Origin of the sequence: Erwinia sp., assembly GCF_031978025.1 — a bacterium.
Classification (GTDB): Bacteria; Pseudomonadota; Gammaproteobacteria; order Enterobacterales; family Enterobacteriaceae; genus Erwinia.
On record NZ_DALZCD010000031.1, the window covers coordinates 6714 to 22949 of the forward strand.

A 16236-nucleotide genomic window follows, 5' to 3' on the forward strand; every position below is an offset into this window, starting at 1 on the left:
ATCGCCACGCCTATCCAGATGGTGAAAGCGATGGCCACGCTAATCAATAACGGGCGAGTTATTCAGCCTCACCTGATGTATGAGGAAAAACAGGGTAAAAACGTCAGCCTCTGGCAGCCGACGTTGCCCGCACAGCAGGTCGGCGACCCCAATTCACCGTATTGGGGGATCGTGCGCCGCGCCATGTTCGGCATGGCTAACGCACCTAACGGCACCGGCTATAAATATTTCCATACCGCACCTTACGGCATAGCGGCAAAAAGCGGCACCTCGCAGGTATTCGGCCTGAAGCAGAACCAGATCTATAATGCCAAAATGATCCCGATCCGCCTGCGCGACCATATTTTCTATACTGCTTTTGCGCCGTTTGATAAGCCTAAAGTCGCTATAGCATTGATTCTGGAAAATGGCGGGATTAACGGCGTTACCGCCGCTCCGCTGGTGAGAAATATTCTTGACCATATCTTTCTGCCGCCTGACGTCAAACCAATGGCGCCTACCGCCGATCCGCAAAGCAATGTGACTGCACAGTAGCCTGAACGACGGTGCCGACGCCATACCCTAAGCTGCGGGGGTCGGCACCATGTTATGCGCCTGTCATCCCGGCCGATTAACATTTACCCGGCCATCACTTCCTCTGGTTATCCCTCGCACGGCAGAAGGATCCCCCTAGCGCCGGGTACAGTCTGCCGCCTTTCGCAGCACTTCTGCTGAAGGCAGAGAGCCGGAATGCATGACGTCATACCGGCTAAGCGCAGCTCCATGCTTGACAGCCTCTGCTGCTCGCCAGAAGATAGTGCTCCTTTTTTTTGCCGGACTACGCTAATGACCTCGCCTGCCATCACTATTCACTACTGTTCCCAATGCAACTGGCTGCTACGCGCAGGCTGGATGGCGCAGGAGCTGCTGCATACTTTCGGTACCGATTTAGCTTCGGTTACGCTGGTACCGGGTACGGGCGGCATTTATCAAATCGCCGTTGACGGCCATCTGTTGTGGGATCGTAAAGTGGATGACGGTTTCCCGGAAGTGAAAGAACTGAAGCAGCGCGTACGAAACTACTGCTTTCCTGAACGTGATTTAGGCCATACAGACAGATAATCAGCCGGACAAAGCCTCACGCTCTGCTGCTTTTACAGGCCGCCCACGCGGCCATACTGCCCGGCTTGTTTATGCCTGCCGCGACGCGGTAAACTCAGCGTTGTCCGGCGGCGCACTGTTAGCCGGTGATAATCCCTTACCTGCCCTGCCCTCATCGTCCCCGTCACGCGTTGTGCACAGGTTTTAGCCTCTCTTATTAAGACTTTTTATGACTATTGAAAACCCGACCTCCCCTGCGGCTCGCGCCGTCGGCCCGCTGCTGTTTGCTCTGGCCCTGGGCGCCTTCGCCATTGGCCTGAGCGAATTCGTCATCATGGGCCTGCTGCCGCAGGTTAGCGAGGCCATGCATGTCAGCCTGGCCGAAGGCAGCCGCTTTATCAGCTACTACGCACTGGGCGTGGTGATCGGTGCGCCGCTCTTTTCCCTCAGTACCGCGCGCCTGAGCCGCAGGCATCAGCTGATGATTTTTATCACGCTGTTTTTAGGGGGCAACGTCAGCAGCATGCTGGCGAACAACGCCCATGCGCTGGTGATTTCCCGTTTTCTCAGCGGTCTGCCACACGGTGCTTTTTTGGGCGTGGCGGCTTTGGCGGCCGCTTCGCTGGTAGAAGAGAACCGGCGCGGCCAGGCCGTAGGTAAAGTGATGCTTGGCCTGACGCTGGCGTCACTGCTGGGAAATCCGGCGGCGACGCTGCTGGGCGAACATCTGGACTGGCGCTGGGCCTTCGCCTGCGTATCGCTCCTGTCGCTGGCCGACGCGCTGCTGATTTTCAAACTTTTTCCGCAACGGGATGAGGAAGCTCAAAGCTCGCCGCTGAAAGAGATCCGCGGGCTGGCAAACAGCCATATCTGGCTAACGCTGGGCATTGCGGCTATTGGCTTTGGCGGTATGTTTGCTGTGATCAGCTATATTACGCCGATCCTGACTCTGGCCGCGCATCTTTCCACGCTCTGGCTACCGGTAGTGTTGTTTGCTTTTGGGTTGGGCATGGTGCTGGGCAATTTGGCTGGCGGTAAGCTGGCCGACCGAAAAATCATGCTTTCTATTTTTTGCATTCTGGCCTGGAGCGTGCTGGTGCTCTCTCTGTTCCCATGGATGATTTCCTCCGTCAGTGTTCTGGTGCTGGGCGCCTTCCTGATTGGCACCAATCTGGCGCTGTGCGCCCCGCTACAGGTGCGCCTGATGCAGGTAGCCGGAAAAGCACAAACGCTCGCCGCGACGCTGAATCACTCCGCTTTTAATATCGCGAATGCACTGGGTGCGTTCCTGGGCGCGTGGGTGGTGCAACAGGGTTATTCGATGACCCAGACCGCGCGCTATGGCGCTATTTTACCGCTGATGGGAATGGTGATTTTCGCTTTCGCCTTGCTGAAGGAAATGGCCGACCGTAAGAAAAGCGCGACTGCCGTTATCGAGCAGGTTTAAAGAACCCTATACTGCGCCCGGCTTTTTCTGCCTGTCCGGGCGCGCTCTGCTTTAAGTAAGCAGCGGACATTTGACTCGCCACAGGTCATGCGGGTAATTATAAATTATTGATAATAAATGTTTTTAAATTCAACGGAGGGTACGGTCGCTCAAGCCATGCCAATGCCTGCCGTTATAAAACATTTCGATGTCATCAAAACGTCGCTGCGGGCTTCTTTCCGCTTTCCGTAGATCTTTTTCTTTATACGTTCGCATTTAAGTAGATGAAAAAGAGTTCTGCTACTGCGTTGTCGTAAGCGTTACCGTAAAGACTGATGCGGCCTTCCAGGCCGGGTGATGTCAGAAAAGATTGCCCCCTCTTTATCTGAGTGAATCAGCAGCTGTTCTTGAGCATTACGCCGCCACACGGCTATCAGCCCCTTCCAGAACACTGTCTTTGGTCATCCGGGAAGGCATTGATCGGCCAGTAAATTTTCGGAAAGACAGAACACCCCTTGCCAGATCCCTCCTTCGTGGGTACGAAAGCAGGCTGTGTCCGTAACCCAACGCTCATCGGATGCGGGCAGAGTAAACTGCCGCTGGAGCCGGTTTGATATCACGATACTGGTTTCGCCTTTATGTACCTGCTGGCTCAGGTATCCACCCTGAAACTTTATTCCATCACGCTCCATCAGCCACCGGACCCGGCCAGCCCCGTAACGTTGCCTGCTATCACACAAGAAACCGTCCGGATGGATAACAGGGCAGGCGTGAAACAGGTCTGTTCAACCGACGGTATGCTTATTCCTGTCCGGCAGTGAACTATCACCCTGATTGACAAGCTTCCGGAGGATACGTATAAAACTGACCGATAATAATGATTTTCATTTGCATCGGACTCCTTTCTCCCTACTGCTGCTGTTTTCCGGCGCGTTCAGGAAAGCGCAATACCGATCAAACTCTGACAATCCTTCATCGCCAGCTGGCTCATTCGAAGCTGAAAACAGGTCGTATCATGAAAATGCTGAAAACTGCTGTCACCCTCTTTGCCCTTGCTCTGGGATGTGCCACTTCCGCTTTTGCTACCCCATATCCGCTGACGCTCGAAAATTGCGGTCAGAAAATGACCTTTACACAGGCGCCCCATCGGGCGGTTGCGCTGGGGCAGAACACCGCAGAAATCATGCTGCTTTTGGGGCTGGAGGACAAGCTTGCCGCCACCGCCTTCTGGCCAACCCGGGTTCTGCCTGCACTCGAAAAACAGAACGCCCGGGTAAAATTATTGACCGTTGAAATCCCTACGCTGGAATCCATATTGGCGGTTAACCCGGACTTTGTCGCAGCCCAGCTTCCCCTGCTGCTTGGCCCGGACAGCAAGGTGGCAAAGCGTGAGGACTTTTCCTCGCTTGGGATAAACAGCTATCTCTCCCCGGCTATGTGCGCCACGAAGAAAAACACCGGTGACATTTACGGCAGTCGTGACACGCTCTGGAACATGGATCTGCTTTATAAAGAAATTGCCGATATAGCCGCCATTTTTAACGTTCAGGACCGCGGAGAAAAACTCATTGCCGATTACAAAAACCGTGAAGCAGTCCTGCGCAAAAGGTTTGCAGGCCGTAGCAGCACACCTTCGTTCGTTTTCTGGTTCTCCAGCACGTCGCCCTCTTCTGATGCCTACGTGGGAGGAAAAAACAGCGCCTCCGGATTCATCGCCAGCTTGCTGGGCGGTCACAACGCCATCACCTCCGCCACCGAATGGCCAACGGTCAGCTGGGAAAGCATAATTGCCGCCAATCCTGATGTGATAGTGGTATCCAGCCTGGACCGTAACCGATGGGTGCTGGATAAGGCCGAAGAAAAAATCAAATTTCTCAAAAGCGACCCCGTGGTCAGCCAGCTTGAAGCGGTCAAAAAAGGACACGTCTTCATCATGGATGGCCAGGCGATGAACCCAACCGTGCGGACCCTTCCCGGCGCGGAGCAGGTGGCAGAACAGATGGAAAAATCAGGGCTTAAGTGATGTCGTCAGGAAGATTAACGTCAAAACTCATCAGGCGAGCTGTCCTGACGCTGGCTTCACTGTTGCTGCTGTTACTCATGACCGGCTTTGCCGTGGGCGTGGGCGAGCTTTCCATTCCGTTGCAGACCACTTTTTACGCTATCGGTAACAAGTTGGGCCTGACGGCGGTTCCGCTGAGCCGCATTCATGAAACGGTCATCTGGGATTTCCGGTTGAGCCGCGCATTGGTGGCTGCCTGTAGCGGCGCGGGACTGGCCGTCTGCGGCGTGGTGCTGCAGTGCCTGTTAAAGAATGCACTTGCTGAGCCGTATGTGCTTGGTGTCTCGGCGGGCGCTTCTACCGGTGCGGTGTCCGTGGTGGTACTGGGTCTGGGGACGGGAGCAGTGTCGCTGTCCGCGGGTGCTTTTTCGGGTGCATTTGCTGCCTTTGCCTTTGTCGCCCTGCTCACCAATGGCGCCAGGGGCGGCAGTGAACGAACCATTCTGGCGGGCGTAGCCGCCTCACAGCTGTTCAACGCCGTTACCGCCTATATCATCAGCACCTCAGCCAATGCCCAGCAGGCCAGGGACGTCATGTTCTGGCTGCTGGGCAGCTTCAGTGGCGTGCGCTGGCCTGAGTTCAGTCTGGTCATGACCGTAGTGATGCTGGGGCTTGCCATCTGCCTTTGGTATGCCAAAGCGCTGGATGCCTTTACCTTTGGTGAGGATGCGGCGGCCTCGCTGGGCATCCCGGTGGGCTTCATCCGGCTGGTTCTGTTCTCCGTAACCGCTCTTATGGCGGCGACCATCGTCAGCATGGCCGGCTCAATCGGCTTTGTAGGGCTGGTGGTGCCACACGTGGTACGCTACTTTTCAGGGCCGCTGCATCGTCCACTGTTGCTTGCCAGCGCCGTAGTGGGTGCGCTGTTTATGATGCTGGCCGATATTGTGTCGCGTACGGCGATAGCCCCACAGACGCTACCGGTTGGCGTAGTAACATCGCTGGTCGGCGTGCCGTTCTTCGCCGCCATTCTTTATCGCGCCAGGAGAAAACTGTGAGCATCAGTGCCAAAAATGTTTCCTGGCGAATCGGCAAAAAGCTTATTGTCGATGACGTCTCTCTCAGCGTGTCACAAGGGCAAACGCTCGGCTTACTGGGGCCAAACGGCTCGGGTAAATCATCGCTCCTTCGTATTCTCGCCGGCCTGCGCCGCCCGGACAAGGGCAGCGTGCTGCTCGATAATACTGATATTGCCAGTATGGGTAAAAAGCAGGTCGCCAGACGAGTGGCTTTTGTCGAGCAGCATGGCGCAACCGACGCCAATATTCGGGTTGAGGATGTGGTAAAGCTTGGCCGCACGCCGCACCATTCTCCTTTTTCTTCATGGACAACCATAGACGATCGTATTGTGACTGAGGCACTGGAGCGAGTGGAGATGGCTGACAGGCGTTCACAGGGCTGGCAGAGCCTGTCCGGAGGCGAACGTCAGAGAGTACATATTGCCCGGGCGCTGGCCCAGTCACCCGTAGAAATATTACTCGACGAGCCGACCAACCATCTGGACATTCATCATCAGATACAGCTGATGCGCCTTATCAGCACGCTGCCGGTAACCAGCATTGTGGCACTGCACGACCTGAACCACGCGGCAATGTTTTGTGATTCGCTACTTATCTTGCACCACGGGCGCATCGTGGCCAGCGGCACGCCGGAGGAGGTACTGACCGAATCGCTGCTGATGGATGTCTTCCAGGTGGAGGCGCGCGTGGAGACTTCCCCCTTCCATGGTAAAAAGCATATTCATTTCCTGTAGAAAAGTGGGCGTATCGGTATAGTACGCCCACTTTTCAGGTCTTTTCTTTCACTTTCTTGCATACCATATCGTCCCCCGCTTAAATTATTGCATACCATATCGTCCCCCGCTTAAAGCACAAAAATTTTATTATGCGTACAGGCCAGCCTGCTGCTGACCAGGCTTTGGTCAGGGCTTTTCATCAGGGGAAAGTTCGGCGGCCGGACGCCGTAATTCAAACAGATTTCACCTACTGCGAATCTGCGACCTGGGATTTAATACAGACTGATATCGGCCCCCGAAACGAAGCGTACATCTACATGGAAAGGAGCCGCAATAAGCGAAAAGCGGGCGTTAGCGATCGTTAAAACCGTCAATGTGAACATTGCTTGCATTGGCATGCTTTAATTAGCGGCTAGAAAGTCAAAGAGAGTGAACAGGAAATGAATGTTTGTGAAGTGTATTTGGATGGAGCGTGTGTCCTGTCTGAAAAAATTTAACCCCATTATGTCGGCATCATTAGGTTTTGGACTGCACTACGGTGGGAATTTCGATATATTATCGGCTCGCCTTAGCACTGATGTCGAAAGACCCGTGAAAATAATATGGTTAAATACCGAGCTATCCAAGTTATTTTTCGGTAATTATTTCGGCAAAATTATTAATTTTTTAGGAGAGCAAAACTGCAAAACCTGAATTCTAATGTAAAAGAAAATCTTTAGTATGTATTGAAATAATCCGTATCAATCAGACAGTCCGGTCATGCCGTTTATCAGCGATGAGACTGTCGCTTCTCATGCTGAATGCGAAATAGTTGATCGGCGGCCGGTCAGATTCAAAAAATAGCAAGTCCCTCATCTCCTGTCCCTGTATGCTTAATACTGAAAGTTTGCATGCTGGGAAATTTAGGTATAAAAAGACACTTTTAATAGCATGTAAAAGGAGAAGTTGAGTGACCTGGGTTTTTCAACAAAGCACCGGAAATCTTACAAAAGATGGCGGTTTTATATACCAGGGGTATGCAGGGAAAGGCAACGGCAAGGTCAATCCTGACATGGAAAATGTTCCCAATATCAGCCCCTTACCAAAGGGTAAATATACTATCATCGGCCATCCTTTCCATCACCCCCATACAGGGTCTTACTCGATAAGGCTGCAACCCGATCCGCATAATAAAATGCTTGGTCGGGCAGGATTTTTAATTCGCGGCGACAGCGTAAAGCATCCGGGAGAGGCCTCTAACGGATGCATTGTTGTACCACTAGTAATCAGGAAAAAAATCTGGGCCAGTGGGGATAAAATCCTGGAGGTGGTAAAGTGAGAATAAAAGTGAAATCTACGATATTTTTTTTAGCGCTGCTTCCTGTCTTTGCAAGTGCAAAAAACGTGCCCAACGACTGCCACTCATGGCCCATGAATATGACAGAAGTTTGGCTTAAAAACTCGGGTATTGTTGACATTCCTGACCTTGATGAGTCAAAAACAGAAGTAAAACTGTTAGCTTCAGAGAAGAAACCTCATCATCTGTATACCAAAATATTCAGGTTTGTTTTCCATGCCAGAGACGGCAAAACCTATGAGGTGATTACTCAAAATGAAGCCTCTGACGATGAATGTTCAGTAAGCGAAGTAAATAGCTACCTCGTATCAAAAAGTTCGGTAAATTATTGATACAACTTGATGGCCATGAATAGCGTCGATTAAAAACATGGCCTGTAGCATTGACCATAACACCTGGCCCCCGGCATCGCGAAAATGCCCTCGACACCCCTGGTGAGTTTTACGAGGCTATACAGGCACGCGTGAAAGTGAATGGCGACGGGCTTCTCACGTAATTTGGTAATAAAAAGAGATTTTGATACCAGATTATATGAAGATGCCCCGGGCTCACGCGGTTCTGAGCGTTAAGCAGGCTGTCAGCATTCAGAATATGAACAATCATTCCGGACATTTTGTTCCCCCAAAAGCGATAGTAAATGCCCACATGTTAGCAGACATATTGCGAATGTAATTGTGTTGCTCAGCAAGCGTGAACCAAACCATTACCAGTAATACCTGTTTCTGGCACGGAACAGGCTACAAGTATGATCATAAGATAGGCCGTGAGCGAAAAATCGGCTCTCTCAGTAGTCCGATCTGAAATTTTAGCTGCAAAAATTAACACTCAAAGCCGCGATATAAAGCCCCACACCATACGCCAAGTGGGCAAACAGACTTAACAGCCTGGTCAGCCCCGGGCGAGGCGTTCGGGACGCCGCTATGCCAAAACCAAATACTGGCTGCAAAATGATGAACGGTGCCAGCACTGTTAACAGACCTGACAGCAGAGCCGTTACAAGAAAAGGATCCCGAAGCCAGCCTGGTCCGCGCAGGAAAAACGGTATAAACGCAAAAATTATCCCGGCCAGATAGTGAAATAACCAGCCGGTTAAAAATTCTTTAGGGACAGGAGGGGTTGAAACGATCGTGTTGTGCCAGAGCTTCCCTCTGGGTAACCATAAAACCCAGCGGCCAACCAGTGCATAATTTAAAGGCGGCACTTTTATAATGCGCTTCTGGAAGCATGACCATAAATCCATAATACACGTTGCGCCGAGGCCTGTTATTACCGTCTGAAAAACAGCCACTCTGTCCATTTTTGCATCCTTATTTTGGGGAAATGTTAAGCTGGTTATCAGTGTGCAACTTAAAGTCAGGTTTAAGTCAATGAGAGAAGAGTTGGATATAAGGGAGGTCGCGGAACTTGCAGGCGTCCTTCCATCAACATTACGTTTTTACGAGAAGAAAGGATTAATCACTCCTGTCGGGCGTAATGGTCTGAGAAGGCAGTACAATAAAAATGTGCTGAGCAAACTACAGCTGATAGCTTTGGGGCGGGCTGCCGGATTTACGCTGGATAAAATAGCCGTGATGTTAAATACGGAAGGCCAGACAGCTATTGATTGCGCGCTTCTTTATCAACGGGCTAAAGAAATTGACGCCACCGCCGCAGGTTGCAGCTGTTGAGCAAGGGTCTGAAGCATGTTGCCCGATGTACAGAACAGGAACAGGCTCAATGCGAGGAGTTCAAAAATGTCGTGGCAAGAGGATTAAGAATCATCAGGTAGCTCTTAACCCTAATCCTTTATGCCTTACTATCACCATAATAAGTCACTATATCAGTGCCCATTCCTCTCTTGCTTACCTTCAGCATGGCGTTTTCTGGTTTTGAATCGTCATCTTTAAGTTTCATTAAATCGTATCCTTATGGCTGCTTCTGGCACAAGGTAGCCTCTGGTAGAGGCAGTGTCAGCCAGGAGCGAAAAGTAACCGTTCAATTTGCAGTAGACATAGCCTGAACGTTTTTGAATCTGTATTGCGTTATAAAAAACGTAACAAACAGGGTTGATTGTTCGGTAATTGCAGAACTATTATTGTTCTACAATTACCGAACAGTAGAAGCCTTATGACTCGCTCTTATCAGCATCCGACCCCAGAAGAAGTTAATCTGCCGCAGGTCCTTTTTGCCTTAAGTGACCCGACACGCCTGCAAATGGTCCGTATCCTCGCTGGCCGGGACTATGTTAACAGCCTCGATTTGGCACCAGACATGCCTAAATCTACCGTAACGCATCATACCGGTACGCTGCGTAAGGCGGGTATAACTCACACACGTCCTGAAGGCCGTAACTGCTGGATCAGCCTGCGACGTGACTTACTGGACGCCAGATTTCCCGGACTACTGGACGCTATTCTGAAACAGGAACCTGGCTCATGATTTGTCTGTTATGGCCGCTGATATTAGGAGGGTTTGCGCTTGGTCTGGATGCCTATGTGCTGGCTGGACTTCTGCCGGGCATGGCACGGGATTTACAAACAACGCAGGCTATGGCGGGCCTTGGTGTTGCGTTATTCACCGTGGCTTATGCGGTAAGTGCTCCTGCTTTAGCCTCTGTTTCGACACGTTACTCAACACGAACCGCTATGTTGGCAGGCATAGGCCTTTTCACGGTGGGGAACTTAGCGACAATTTTCGCTCCCAACCTGAATATTTTATTCATTTCGCGCGTACTCGCCGGCATTGGGGCTGGTTTATATTCCCCGCTGGCTACAGCGAGCGCGGCAGCCATGGTCAATGCATCCCAACGTGGCCGGGCGCTTTCCCTGATACTTGCAGGCTTAAGTGTCGGGACAGCCTTAGGGGTGCCTTTCGGGTTATTGATCGAGGCCCACTTTGGCTGGAGATGGACCATCGGGTTAATCGTTCTGTTGGGCGTTCTGGCCGCGACAGGCGTCGCAGGGGCCGGCTCGTTTCCTCCCCTGACGCCGGTCAGATGGAAAGAAAGGCTCAGTGTACTAACTGAACCATTTATTCTCTCTACCCTGAGCGTGACGCTGTGCACGGGCATTGCCTCACTCGGGCTCTATACCTATATGGCCGAAGTCTTATCATCCCGGGCTATGTGGGGTTTTACAGCCAGTTTTATATGGTTCTGGGGATTGGGGGGAATGGCTGGGGCATTACTCATCGGGAAAGCTATTGACCAATACCTCACCTCTGCCAGGGCAACGTTATTACTGCTCATCCTGTTGGGAATGGGCTTTGCGTTAATGGGATATGCACCCGTGGCACCGGCAGGCATAGGATGTTTTATTTGGGGGATGTGCGGCTGGGCCAGTATGGCCCCCCAACAGCATGCCCTGGTATCGTATGCGCCGAAACAAGCTGCGGCCTCTGTCGCCTGGAATTCATCGGCTAACTATCTCGGAAGTGGCATTGGCGCGGCGCTGGGCTCTGTGGCACTGAATTCAGGCGTATCTGCCCAATGTCTGCCCGCCGGGTCCATGATAGTCGTCCTGCTGGCCTTAACGCTTCACTCGATGAAATATCGCCACTCCAGATGAATGGATTATGATTTAAAAGCGGTACAGGCATTTATGGCGCATGGTTGTTATCAGTCCAGTGCGCCAGTTTTCAATTTTTCTCTTGTTTTGCCGCCAAATATCTTATGACAGGTAAAGCGTAAGCCTCTACAGATTGACAAAATGCGGCTGGCAACCTCTCTATGGATAAGGCGCCGCAATATGCCATTATTTTCGGGTAACGCGCTTACTGGTTTGTCAATTTCCCGAGAGATGGGCGATAGCGAATAAAGCGTTATTCGGGTACATGTAGATGGCGTAATGCTGTGCCGGGGCTTTGCGATAACCCCCTACAATCCTGAAAAAATCATTGTCAGCCAGCTTTTCTCTGGCAGGATGTTTTCTGCGTCTCAGCCAGCACATTGAGTCACGTTCTCGCGGCTTCTCCCCAAATTTACCCTACCAGCCGTTCCCTGCCTCCCCGGAAACTGGCTCGCCACCTTCACTTAGCTTTGCCAGCCAACTCATCAAGGCCAGATCCGGACAGACGAAAATAGTTAACTGATTCTATAACTTCTCCCCCAACAGACTGATAAAAGCTTTGCACTCCTGGGTTATGTTTGTCAGACAACCAGTCCAGCCTGAGGCACCCTTTATCCAGCGCCCTTCTGGCCAGCCAGGACATTAATCTTTTACCTACCCCGAGATGTCTGAACCTTTCGGATACAAAGATTTCTTTTATAAACATCTGCCCGGCATAGCGTGGCGCGGGGTACATCACTGATGTACAGGCAAAAGCAACAAGGGAGCCTTCTGATATCACTTTATGCACTTCCGTACCGGATTCTTTGTTAAAAACCCGCGTCTGAAGATAGCTTCCCATCATTTCTCTTGTTAGTGCAATGTCACCATGATGATACCTTTCCATTTCAATGAAAATATCTATGAAAATTTCCCAGTCGTTTTCATCGCTCACGCTTATAAACATTATCTTCTCCATTTGTAGGGCATGCCGGGCGTTTTCACCCTAAAAAAAGCATAATGCAATTGATAAAAAGCTTCCTGCTGTTATATCAGCATCGCTGTTAACCGCTTAATTAAGGGTGACACCAGACTCACTCAAGAGCACCTAAAGAAGGCTGTTCAGGAAAGAGAACGCCCTCTCTGACATTATTCCCCCGGCTAATCAAAGTATTGAAAATCGCCTTTTCCTTTACGTATCCTGTGCCGTGACACTGAGGTTGTTAAAGGCTCTCTGAATAATATAGGATTTCGATGATCTCTTATCAGTGGCGCCGTATTTATCCTGACCCCCTGTTGTGAACTGAGTTCCTGCGAATCAACTCAACATAAGGTAAGCAATGGCCGCGCCTTACACAAAGCAGACATATTTACATATCAGCATGACAGGGAAACGCCCGGCCTACAGGAAGCTTCAGTTTGTTAAAGGGATATCCAGGCCTGCCCTGCGCCACATATTGAGTAACTGGTGTCTGGCATACGGAAAGGCTTCATCCATAAGCTGAAGAGAACTTAATTGTTCGACGTTAAAGTGACGAAAGTCGTTCCGCTTTTCACACCATGCCGCAAGGATAATATCGCCAGATAAGTAGCCTAAAGCAAAGGGCCAGATAATTCTTTCACTCTCCTTTCCCGCCCGATCTGTATAGCCTGCCTGAATTTTTAATCTTCGCCTGATGGCATTTCTTAGCAACATCATATTTTGGGGAGCTTTATTAACCGCGCCGGATTTTCCGACCAGCAATGTCGACTCTTCAAAGAGTTTTTGCCGCTGCGGAGGAAGGCTTTGTCTGACTTTACCGGCAACTTCTGAAGCAGCTTTTGCAATATCTGCATCTCCGTAAACGCCTACCCAGCGTAAACCGAGTGCCAATGCATCGAGCTGCTCCGGGGTGTAAATCCTTGGCGGTAAAAGATAGCCTTGGGAGAGAATATATCCCGTGCCTGCTTCTCCCTGTATATCGGCTCCTTGTGCACGCAGCGCGGCAATATCACGATAAAGCGTGCGCAGGCTGACTGAAAGTTCCTTAGCCAGGCCCTGCCCGCTTACCGGATAGCGATGCTGATACAAAATTTGCAAAAGATTGAGCAGGCGTTCAGCTCGCTTAGGTCCTGATGCTGACATGTTTTGTCATTGCTCCCTGCCATAGTGGTGTCTCTTTAAGCCAGAAGAGACATATTCATGATGATACCTAATCTGTTTATTTTGTATGTTGCCAGCCCCTCTGTCAGTAGCGAATTTTACCAAAAGCTCTTTGATAAAGAGCCTGACGTCAAACTTCCTACCTGGGCGGCGTTTTCTTTTGATAATGGTTTTAACCTCGGACTGTGGTCAACGCAGGCGTGTGATTTTGTCTCTGGTGGGGAAGGTAATCGCACAGAGCTTAGCTTTATGGTTAAAGACGTTCAGGCAGTTGATACGCTTTATCAGCAATGGTTAAAAATGGGCATTCACATTGAACAGGAACCCAAGCATGCCGTCTTTGGCAAAACCTTTGTAGCGCTTGATCCAGACGGGCATCGCATCAGAGTGTGTATACCCGATTAAAGCTAATCGGGTAGGTAATAAGACTGATTGTCTCATCAGGCAGATAGCTTTCCGCTGAGCAGTGGCGAAACCAATAGGATAGAGGGCTATTTCAGATGATGAAATACCGCTCAGAGAAACAAGGGATGACGTCAGGAGCAGGTGAGAAATAACATCAAAAAATCAAAAAAAGAGCCGGAAGCAAGAATGCTCCCGGCTCTTTATATAATGGCAGATCGTTCAACCCCTGTTTAACCGGGCCGATGACGCTATCGTGCCCGGTTTTTCCTGTTATATGCTGTCCTGCACCGGTGCTTTCACGCGCAGCGCCATAAAGATAGTCATGGTCGCCAGCAGCAGCAGCAGCGCACTGCCCATAAATACGCCCTTTGCGCCGGTCACGTTAAAGATCATGCCGCCAGCCGCCGCGCCGATAGTGATAGCCAGCTGGATAGCCGCCACCAGTAACCCGCCGCCGCTTTCCGCCTCTTCAGGCATGGTGCGGGTGATCCACGTTGACCAGGCGACCGGCACGGCACCGAACGCCATGCCCCACAGTGCAACCAGCAGCGCGTCCAGGATCGGGGCGGAACCTAATCCCACCAGCGCCACACCCATCAGCCCCATCGCCAGCGGCATGCCGATCAGCGTCAGGTGCAGATTGCGCTCCAGCAACAGGCCCGCCAGCAGCGTACCGGCGAAGTTCGCCACGCCAAAGCCCAGCAGGATCACAGAGAGCCCGTTAACATCCACCCCGGTGACGCTCTCCAGGAAAGGCCGCAAATAGGTAAAGAAGGCAAAATGGCCGGAGAAAACCAGAATAATCGCCAGCAGTGCGGTCTGCATGCCCGGACGCTTCATCAAGGCCGGGAGCGAGCTGTTTTTGCTCAATGGATTAGGTGGCATTTTAGGCAAGGCCGCCAGCTGCCAGCCTAACGCCAGCACGCCAATGGCCGACGCCGCGATAAATACGTTGCGCCAGCCGATCAGGTGGCCGAAAAAACTGCCCATAGGCGCGGCGACGATAGTGGCAACTGAAACCCCACTGAACACAATGGAGAGCGCGCGCGGGATCAACGCTTCCGGCACCAGCCGCATGGCGGTCGCTGCCGCCAGCGTCCAGAAACCGCCAATGGCAATGCCCAAAATGACTCGTCCTGCCAGAATAAAGGCCAGGTCAGGCGCGAAGGCCACCAGCAGGTTAGAGACGATCAGCATGACGGAAAACAGCAGCATGACGCCACGGCGATCCAGCTTGCTGGTTAGCGAAGCGCTGAAAAAGCTGGTGATCAGCGCGAAGATCGCCGTCACAGTGACCGCCTGGCCGGTCATGCCTTCCGTTACGTTCAGGCTGGCTGCCATCGGCGTTAACAGACTGGCGGGCAGGAACTCGGCGGTGACCAGGCCGAATACGCCCAGCGCCATTGAGAAAACCGCTCCCCATTGAGGCTTGATTGGTGTTGTCATAAAACATCTCTTTAATCGTTCGTTAGCCTGAAGGTTAAAACACTGGCGCCGGATGGTCTATGATGTAAAATCCGCTATTATTGATTAATCGTCCGGGAAGGGTCTTTATGGCAACAGAAGGTCACGATCTCACCAGCGAGCTGCTCTACGGTATGCGTCTGTTGGGGCTGCAGTATCGGCGCATCGAGCTGGCCGCGCCGTTTGGCGTCGGCTTTGTCAAAGCGCCGGGCCGCGCGCAGTTTCACTTTGTCAGCCGTGGCCCGGTGCTGTTGCGCACGCAAAACGGTCAGCTGCGTACTCTGAATACAGGCGATGCGCTGCTTTTGCCGCACGGTAGCGATCACGTACTGCTCTCCTCGCCTGACGTGGCCTGCACGGATATCCGCGCTTTCAATACCACGCCGGTTTGCGGCAACGTTTGCTGTATTAAAGACTGCGCGCCCACCGAAGCAAGCGCGCTGATTTTCAGTGGCTGCATGGAGTTCGACCTGGGCGGAATGCAGATGCTGATTGGTTCCATGCCGGAAGTCCTGCTGGCCGATACGCTAATTCATAAATACCCGGAAGTGCAGCCCATGCTGGAAGCGATGGAGCGGGAATCACTGGGCCAAAGGGCTGGCTATGCGGGTATCCTGGCGCGGCTGGCGGATGTGGTGGCGGCGCTTATCGTGCGCGGCTGGGTGGAGTCGGGTTGCGGCGCCGCGGGTGGCTGGCTGGCGGCGCTGCGCGATCCCCGCCTGGGTAAAGCTTTGGTCGCCCTGCACCGCGAGCCGGGTAAAAACTGGACGGTCGCCCAGCTGGCGGCGGAAATGGGCAGCTCACGATCGGTATTTGCAGAACGTTTTCTGGCCGTTACCGGCATGACGCCGGTACGCTACCTGACGACTTTACGCATGCAGTTGGCGACGCAGTGGATTGGCCGCGACGGTGAAGCGATAGAGAGCGTAGCCTGGCGGCTGGGCTACGGCTCGCTGGCCGCCTTCAGCCGCGCGTTTAAGCGTACCACCGGCGCCACGCCAGGCGCATTGCGAACGGAAGAGAACCGCCGGGTCTCAGGCTGAAAGCGCTGATGCTGATGG

The 16236-nt window shown here is 52.2% G+C and carries 16 protein-coding genes and 2 pseudogenes; 13 read left to right on the forward strand and 5 right to left on the reverse strand.

From position 1 onward, the window contains the following. From RTK32_RS04115 to RTK32_RS04125, 3 genes are all read left to right on the forward strand, one after another. Positions 1-534 (forward strand): penicillin-binding transpeptidase domain-containing protein (locus RTK32_RS04115; RefSeq protein WP_312042236.1); only part of this gene is annotated, 534 nt, incomplete at its 5' end. Positions 535-825: 291 nt separating this feature from the next. Then, a complete protein-coding gene (locus RTK32_RS04120) occupies positions 826-1101 on the forward strand; it encodes a SelT/SelW/SelH family protein (RefSeq protein ID WP_312042250.1) in 276 nt (91 codons plus the stop codon). A gap of 208 nt (positions 1102-1309) precedes the next feature. Further along, positions 1310-2527 carry an MFS transporter gene (locus tag RTK32_RS04125; protein ID WP_312042237.1) on the forward strand — a complete coding sequence of 406 codons (1218 nt, stop codon included), beginning with the start codon at positions 1310-1312 and terminating at the stop codon, positions 2525-2527. A 104-nt stretch (positions 2528-2631) separates the two neighbouring features. On the opposite strand, the pseudogene RTK32_RS04130 reads toward RTK32_RS04125, so the two are convergent. Next, positions 2632-3246, reverse strand: a pseudogene (locus RTK32_RS04130) (IS3 family transposase); the annotation flags it as partial. 281 nt (positions 3247-3527) lie between these two features. Between RTK32_RS04130 and RTK32_RS04135 the strand changes: the two are divergent. From RTK32_RS04135 to RTK32_RS04155, 5 genes are all read left to right on the forward strand, one after another. Further along, positions 3528-4529: an ABC transporter substrate-binding protein gene (locus tag RTK32_RS04135; protein WP_312042251.1), complete on the forward strand. Its 1002-nt coding sequence runs from the start codon at positions 3528-3530 to the stop codon at positions 4527-4529. 77 nt (positions 4530-4606) lie between these two features. Continuing rightward, positions 4607-5566, forward strand: a complete 960-nt coding sequence (locus RTK32_RS04140; protein ID WP_409451058.1) for a FecCD family ABC transporter permease — start codon at positions 4607-4609, stop codon at positions 5564-5566. Beyond that, positions 5563-6321 carry an ABC transporter ATP-binding protein gene (locus tag RTK32_RS04145; protein ID WP_312042239.1) on the forward strand — a complete coding sequence of 253 codons (759 nt, stop codon included), beginning with the start codon at positions 5563-5565 and terminating at the stop codon, positions 6319-6321. Before RTK32_RS04140 ends, RTK32_RS04145 begins: the two co-directional genes overlap by 4 nt. 931 nt (positions 6322-7252) lie before the next feature. After that, on the forward strand, positions 7253-7621 hold the full coding sequence (locus tag RTK32_RS04150; RefSeq protein WP_312042240.1) for a tlde1 domain-containing protein: 369 nt from the start codon (positions 7253-7255) through the stop codon (positions 7619-7621). Beyond that, the gene (locus tag RTK32_RS04155; protein WP_312042241.1) at positions 7618-7971 is read left to right on the forward strand and encodes a hypothetical protein; all 354 of its coding nucleotides are present in this window, start codon (positions 7618-7620) and stop codon (positions 7969-7971) included. Before RTK32_RS04150 ends, RTK32_RS04155 begins: the two co-directional genes overlap by 4 nt. A gap of 473 nt (positions 7972-8444) precedes the next feature. On the opposite strand, the gene RTK32_RS04160 is transcribed toward RTK32_RS04155, so the two are convergent. Beyond that, positions 8445-8936: a DUF2938 domain-containing protein gene (locus tag RTK32_RS04160; RefSeq protein WP_312042242.1), complete on the reverse strand. Its 492-nt coding sequence runs from the start codon at positions 8934-8936 to the stop codon at positions 8445-8447. A gap of 70 nt (positions 8937-9006) precedes the next feature. Here RTK32_RS04160 and RTK32_RS04165 point away from each other — a divergent pair. The 3 genes and pseudogenes from RTK32_RS04165 to RTK32_RS04175 all read left to right on the forward strand — a co-directional run bounded on the left by RTK32_RS04165 (position 9007) and on the right by RTK32_RS04175 (position 11184). Next, positions 9007-9407, forward strand: a pseudogene (locus RTK32_RS04165) (MerR family transcriptional regulator). A 338-nt stretch (positions 9408-9745) separates the two neighbouring features. Next, positions 9746-10057, forward strand: coding sequence for a helix-turn-helix transcriptional regulator (locus RTK32_RS04170; protein WP_312042243.1), 312 nt, complete (start codon positions 9746-9748; stop codon positions 10055-10057). Next, positions 10054-11184: an MFS transporter gene (locus RTK32_RS04175; RefSeq protein WP_312042244.1), complete on the forward strand. Its 1131-nt coding sequence runs from the start codon at positions 10054-10056 to the stop codon at positions 11182-11184. Before RTK32_RS04170 ends, RTK32_RS04175 begins: the two co-directional genes overlap by 4 nt. Before the next feature lie 460 nt (positions 11185-11644). Here RTK32_RS04175 and RTK32_RS04180 read toward each other — a convergent pair whose 3' ends face one another. Further along, a complete protein-coding gene (locus RTK32_RS04180) occupies positions 11645-12130 on the reverse strand; it encodes a GNAT family N-acetyltransferase (RefSeq protein ID WP_312042245.1) in 486 nt (161 codons plus the stop codon). A 447-nt stretch (positions 12131-12577) separates the two neighbouring features. After that, positions 12578-13288, reverse strand: a complete 711-nt coding sequence (locus RTK32_RS04185; RefSeq protein WP_312042246.1) for a YafY family protein — start codon at positions 13286-13288, stop codon at positions 12578-12580. 57 nt (positions 13289-13345) lie between these two features. Between RTK32_RS04185 and RTK32_RS04190 the strand changes: the two genes are divergently transcribed. Continuing rightward, entirely contained in the window at positions 13346-13711 is a 366-nt protein-coding gene (locus RTK32_RS04190; RefSeq protein ID WP_312042247.1) for a VOC family protein, read from the forward strand. A 270-nt stretch (positions 13712-13981) separates the two neighbouring features. Here the strand turns inward: RTK32_RS04190 and RTK32_RS04195 are convergent, their stop codons facing one another. After that, on the reverse strand, positions 13982-15157 hold the full coding sequence (locus RTK32_RS04195) for an MFS transporter (protein ID WP_312042248.1): 1176 nt from the start codon (positions 15155-15157) through the stop codon (positions 13982-13984). Positions 15158-15264: 107 nt separating this feature from the next. On the opposite strand from RTK32_RS04195, the gene RTK32_RS04200 reads away from it, so the two are divergent. Continuing rightward, positions 15265-16218, forward strand: coding sequence for an AraC family transcriptional regulator (locus tag RTK32_RS04200; RefSeq protein ID WP_312042249.1), 954 nt, complete (start codon positions 15265-15267; stop codon positions 16216-16218). The last annotated feature ends 18 nt before the right edge of the window (positions 16219-16236 follow it).

What these genes read in the sequence shown, in the direction of transcription:
- RTK32_RS04180 (WP_312042245.1), bottom strand. Translation starts at nt 12,130, where the DNA reads ATGTTTATAAGCGTGAGCGATGAAAACGACTGGGAAATTTTCATAGAT.
- RTK32_RS04170 (WP_312042243.1), top strand. Translation starts at nt 9,746, where the DNA reads ATGACTCGCTCTTATCAGCATCCGACCCCAGAAGAAGTTAATCTGCCG.
- RTK32_RS04125 (WP_312042237.1), top strand. Translation starts at nt 1,310, where the DNA reads ATGACTATTGAAAACCCGACCTCCCCTGCGGCTCGCGCCGTCGGCCCG.
- RTK32_RS04175 (WP_312042244.1), top strand. Translation starts at nt 10,054, where the DNA reads ATGATTTGTCTGTTATGGCCGCTGATATTAGGAGGGTTTGCGCTTGGT.
- RTK32_RS04195 (WP_312042248.1), bottom strand. Translation starts at nt 15,157, where the DNA reads ATGACAACACCAATCAAGCCTCAATGGGGAGCGGTTTTCTCAATGGCG.
- RTK32_RS04135 (WP_312042251.1), top strand. Translation starts at nt 3,528, where the DNA reads ATGCTGAAAACTGCTGTCACCCTCTTTGCCCTTGCTCTGGGATGTGCC.
- RTK32_RS04160 (WP_312042242.1), bottom strand. Translation starts at nt 8,936, where the DNA reads ATGGACAGAGTGGCTGTTTTTCAGACGGTAATAACAGGCCTCGGCGCA.
- RTK32_RS04140 (WP_409451058.1), top strand. Translation starts at nt 4,607, where the DNA reads ATGACCGGCTTTGCCGTGGGCGTGGGCGAGCTTTCCATTCCGTTGCAG.
- RTK32_RS04190 (WP_312042247.1), top strand. Translation starts at nt 13,346, where the DNA reads ATGATGATACCTAATCTGTTTATTTTGTATGTTGCCAGCCCCTCTGTC.
- RTK32_RS04120 (WP_312042250.1), top strand. Translation starts at nt 826, where the DNA reads ATGACCTCGCCTGCCATCACTATTCACTACTGTTCCCAATGCAACTGG.
- RTK32_RS04200 (WP_312042249.1), top strand. Translation starts at nt 15,265, where the DNA reads ATGGCAACAGAAGGTCACGATCTCACCAGCGAGCTGCTCTACGGTATG.
- RTK32_RS04185 (WP_312042246.1), bottom strand. Translation starts at nt 13,288, where the DNA reads ATGTCAGCATCAGGACCTAAGCGAGCTGAACGCCTGCTCAATCTTTTG.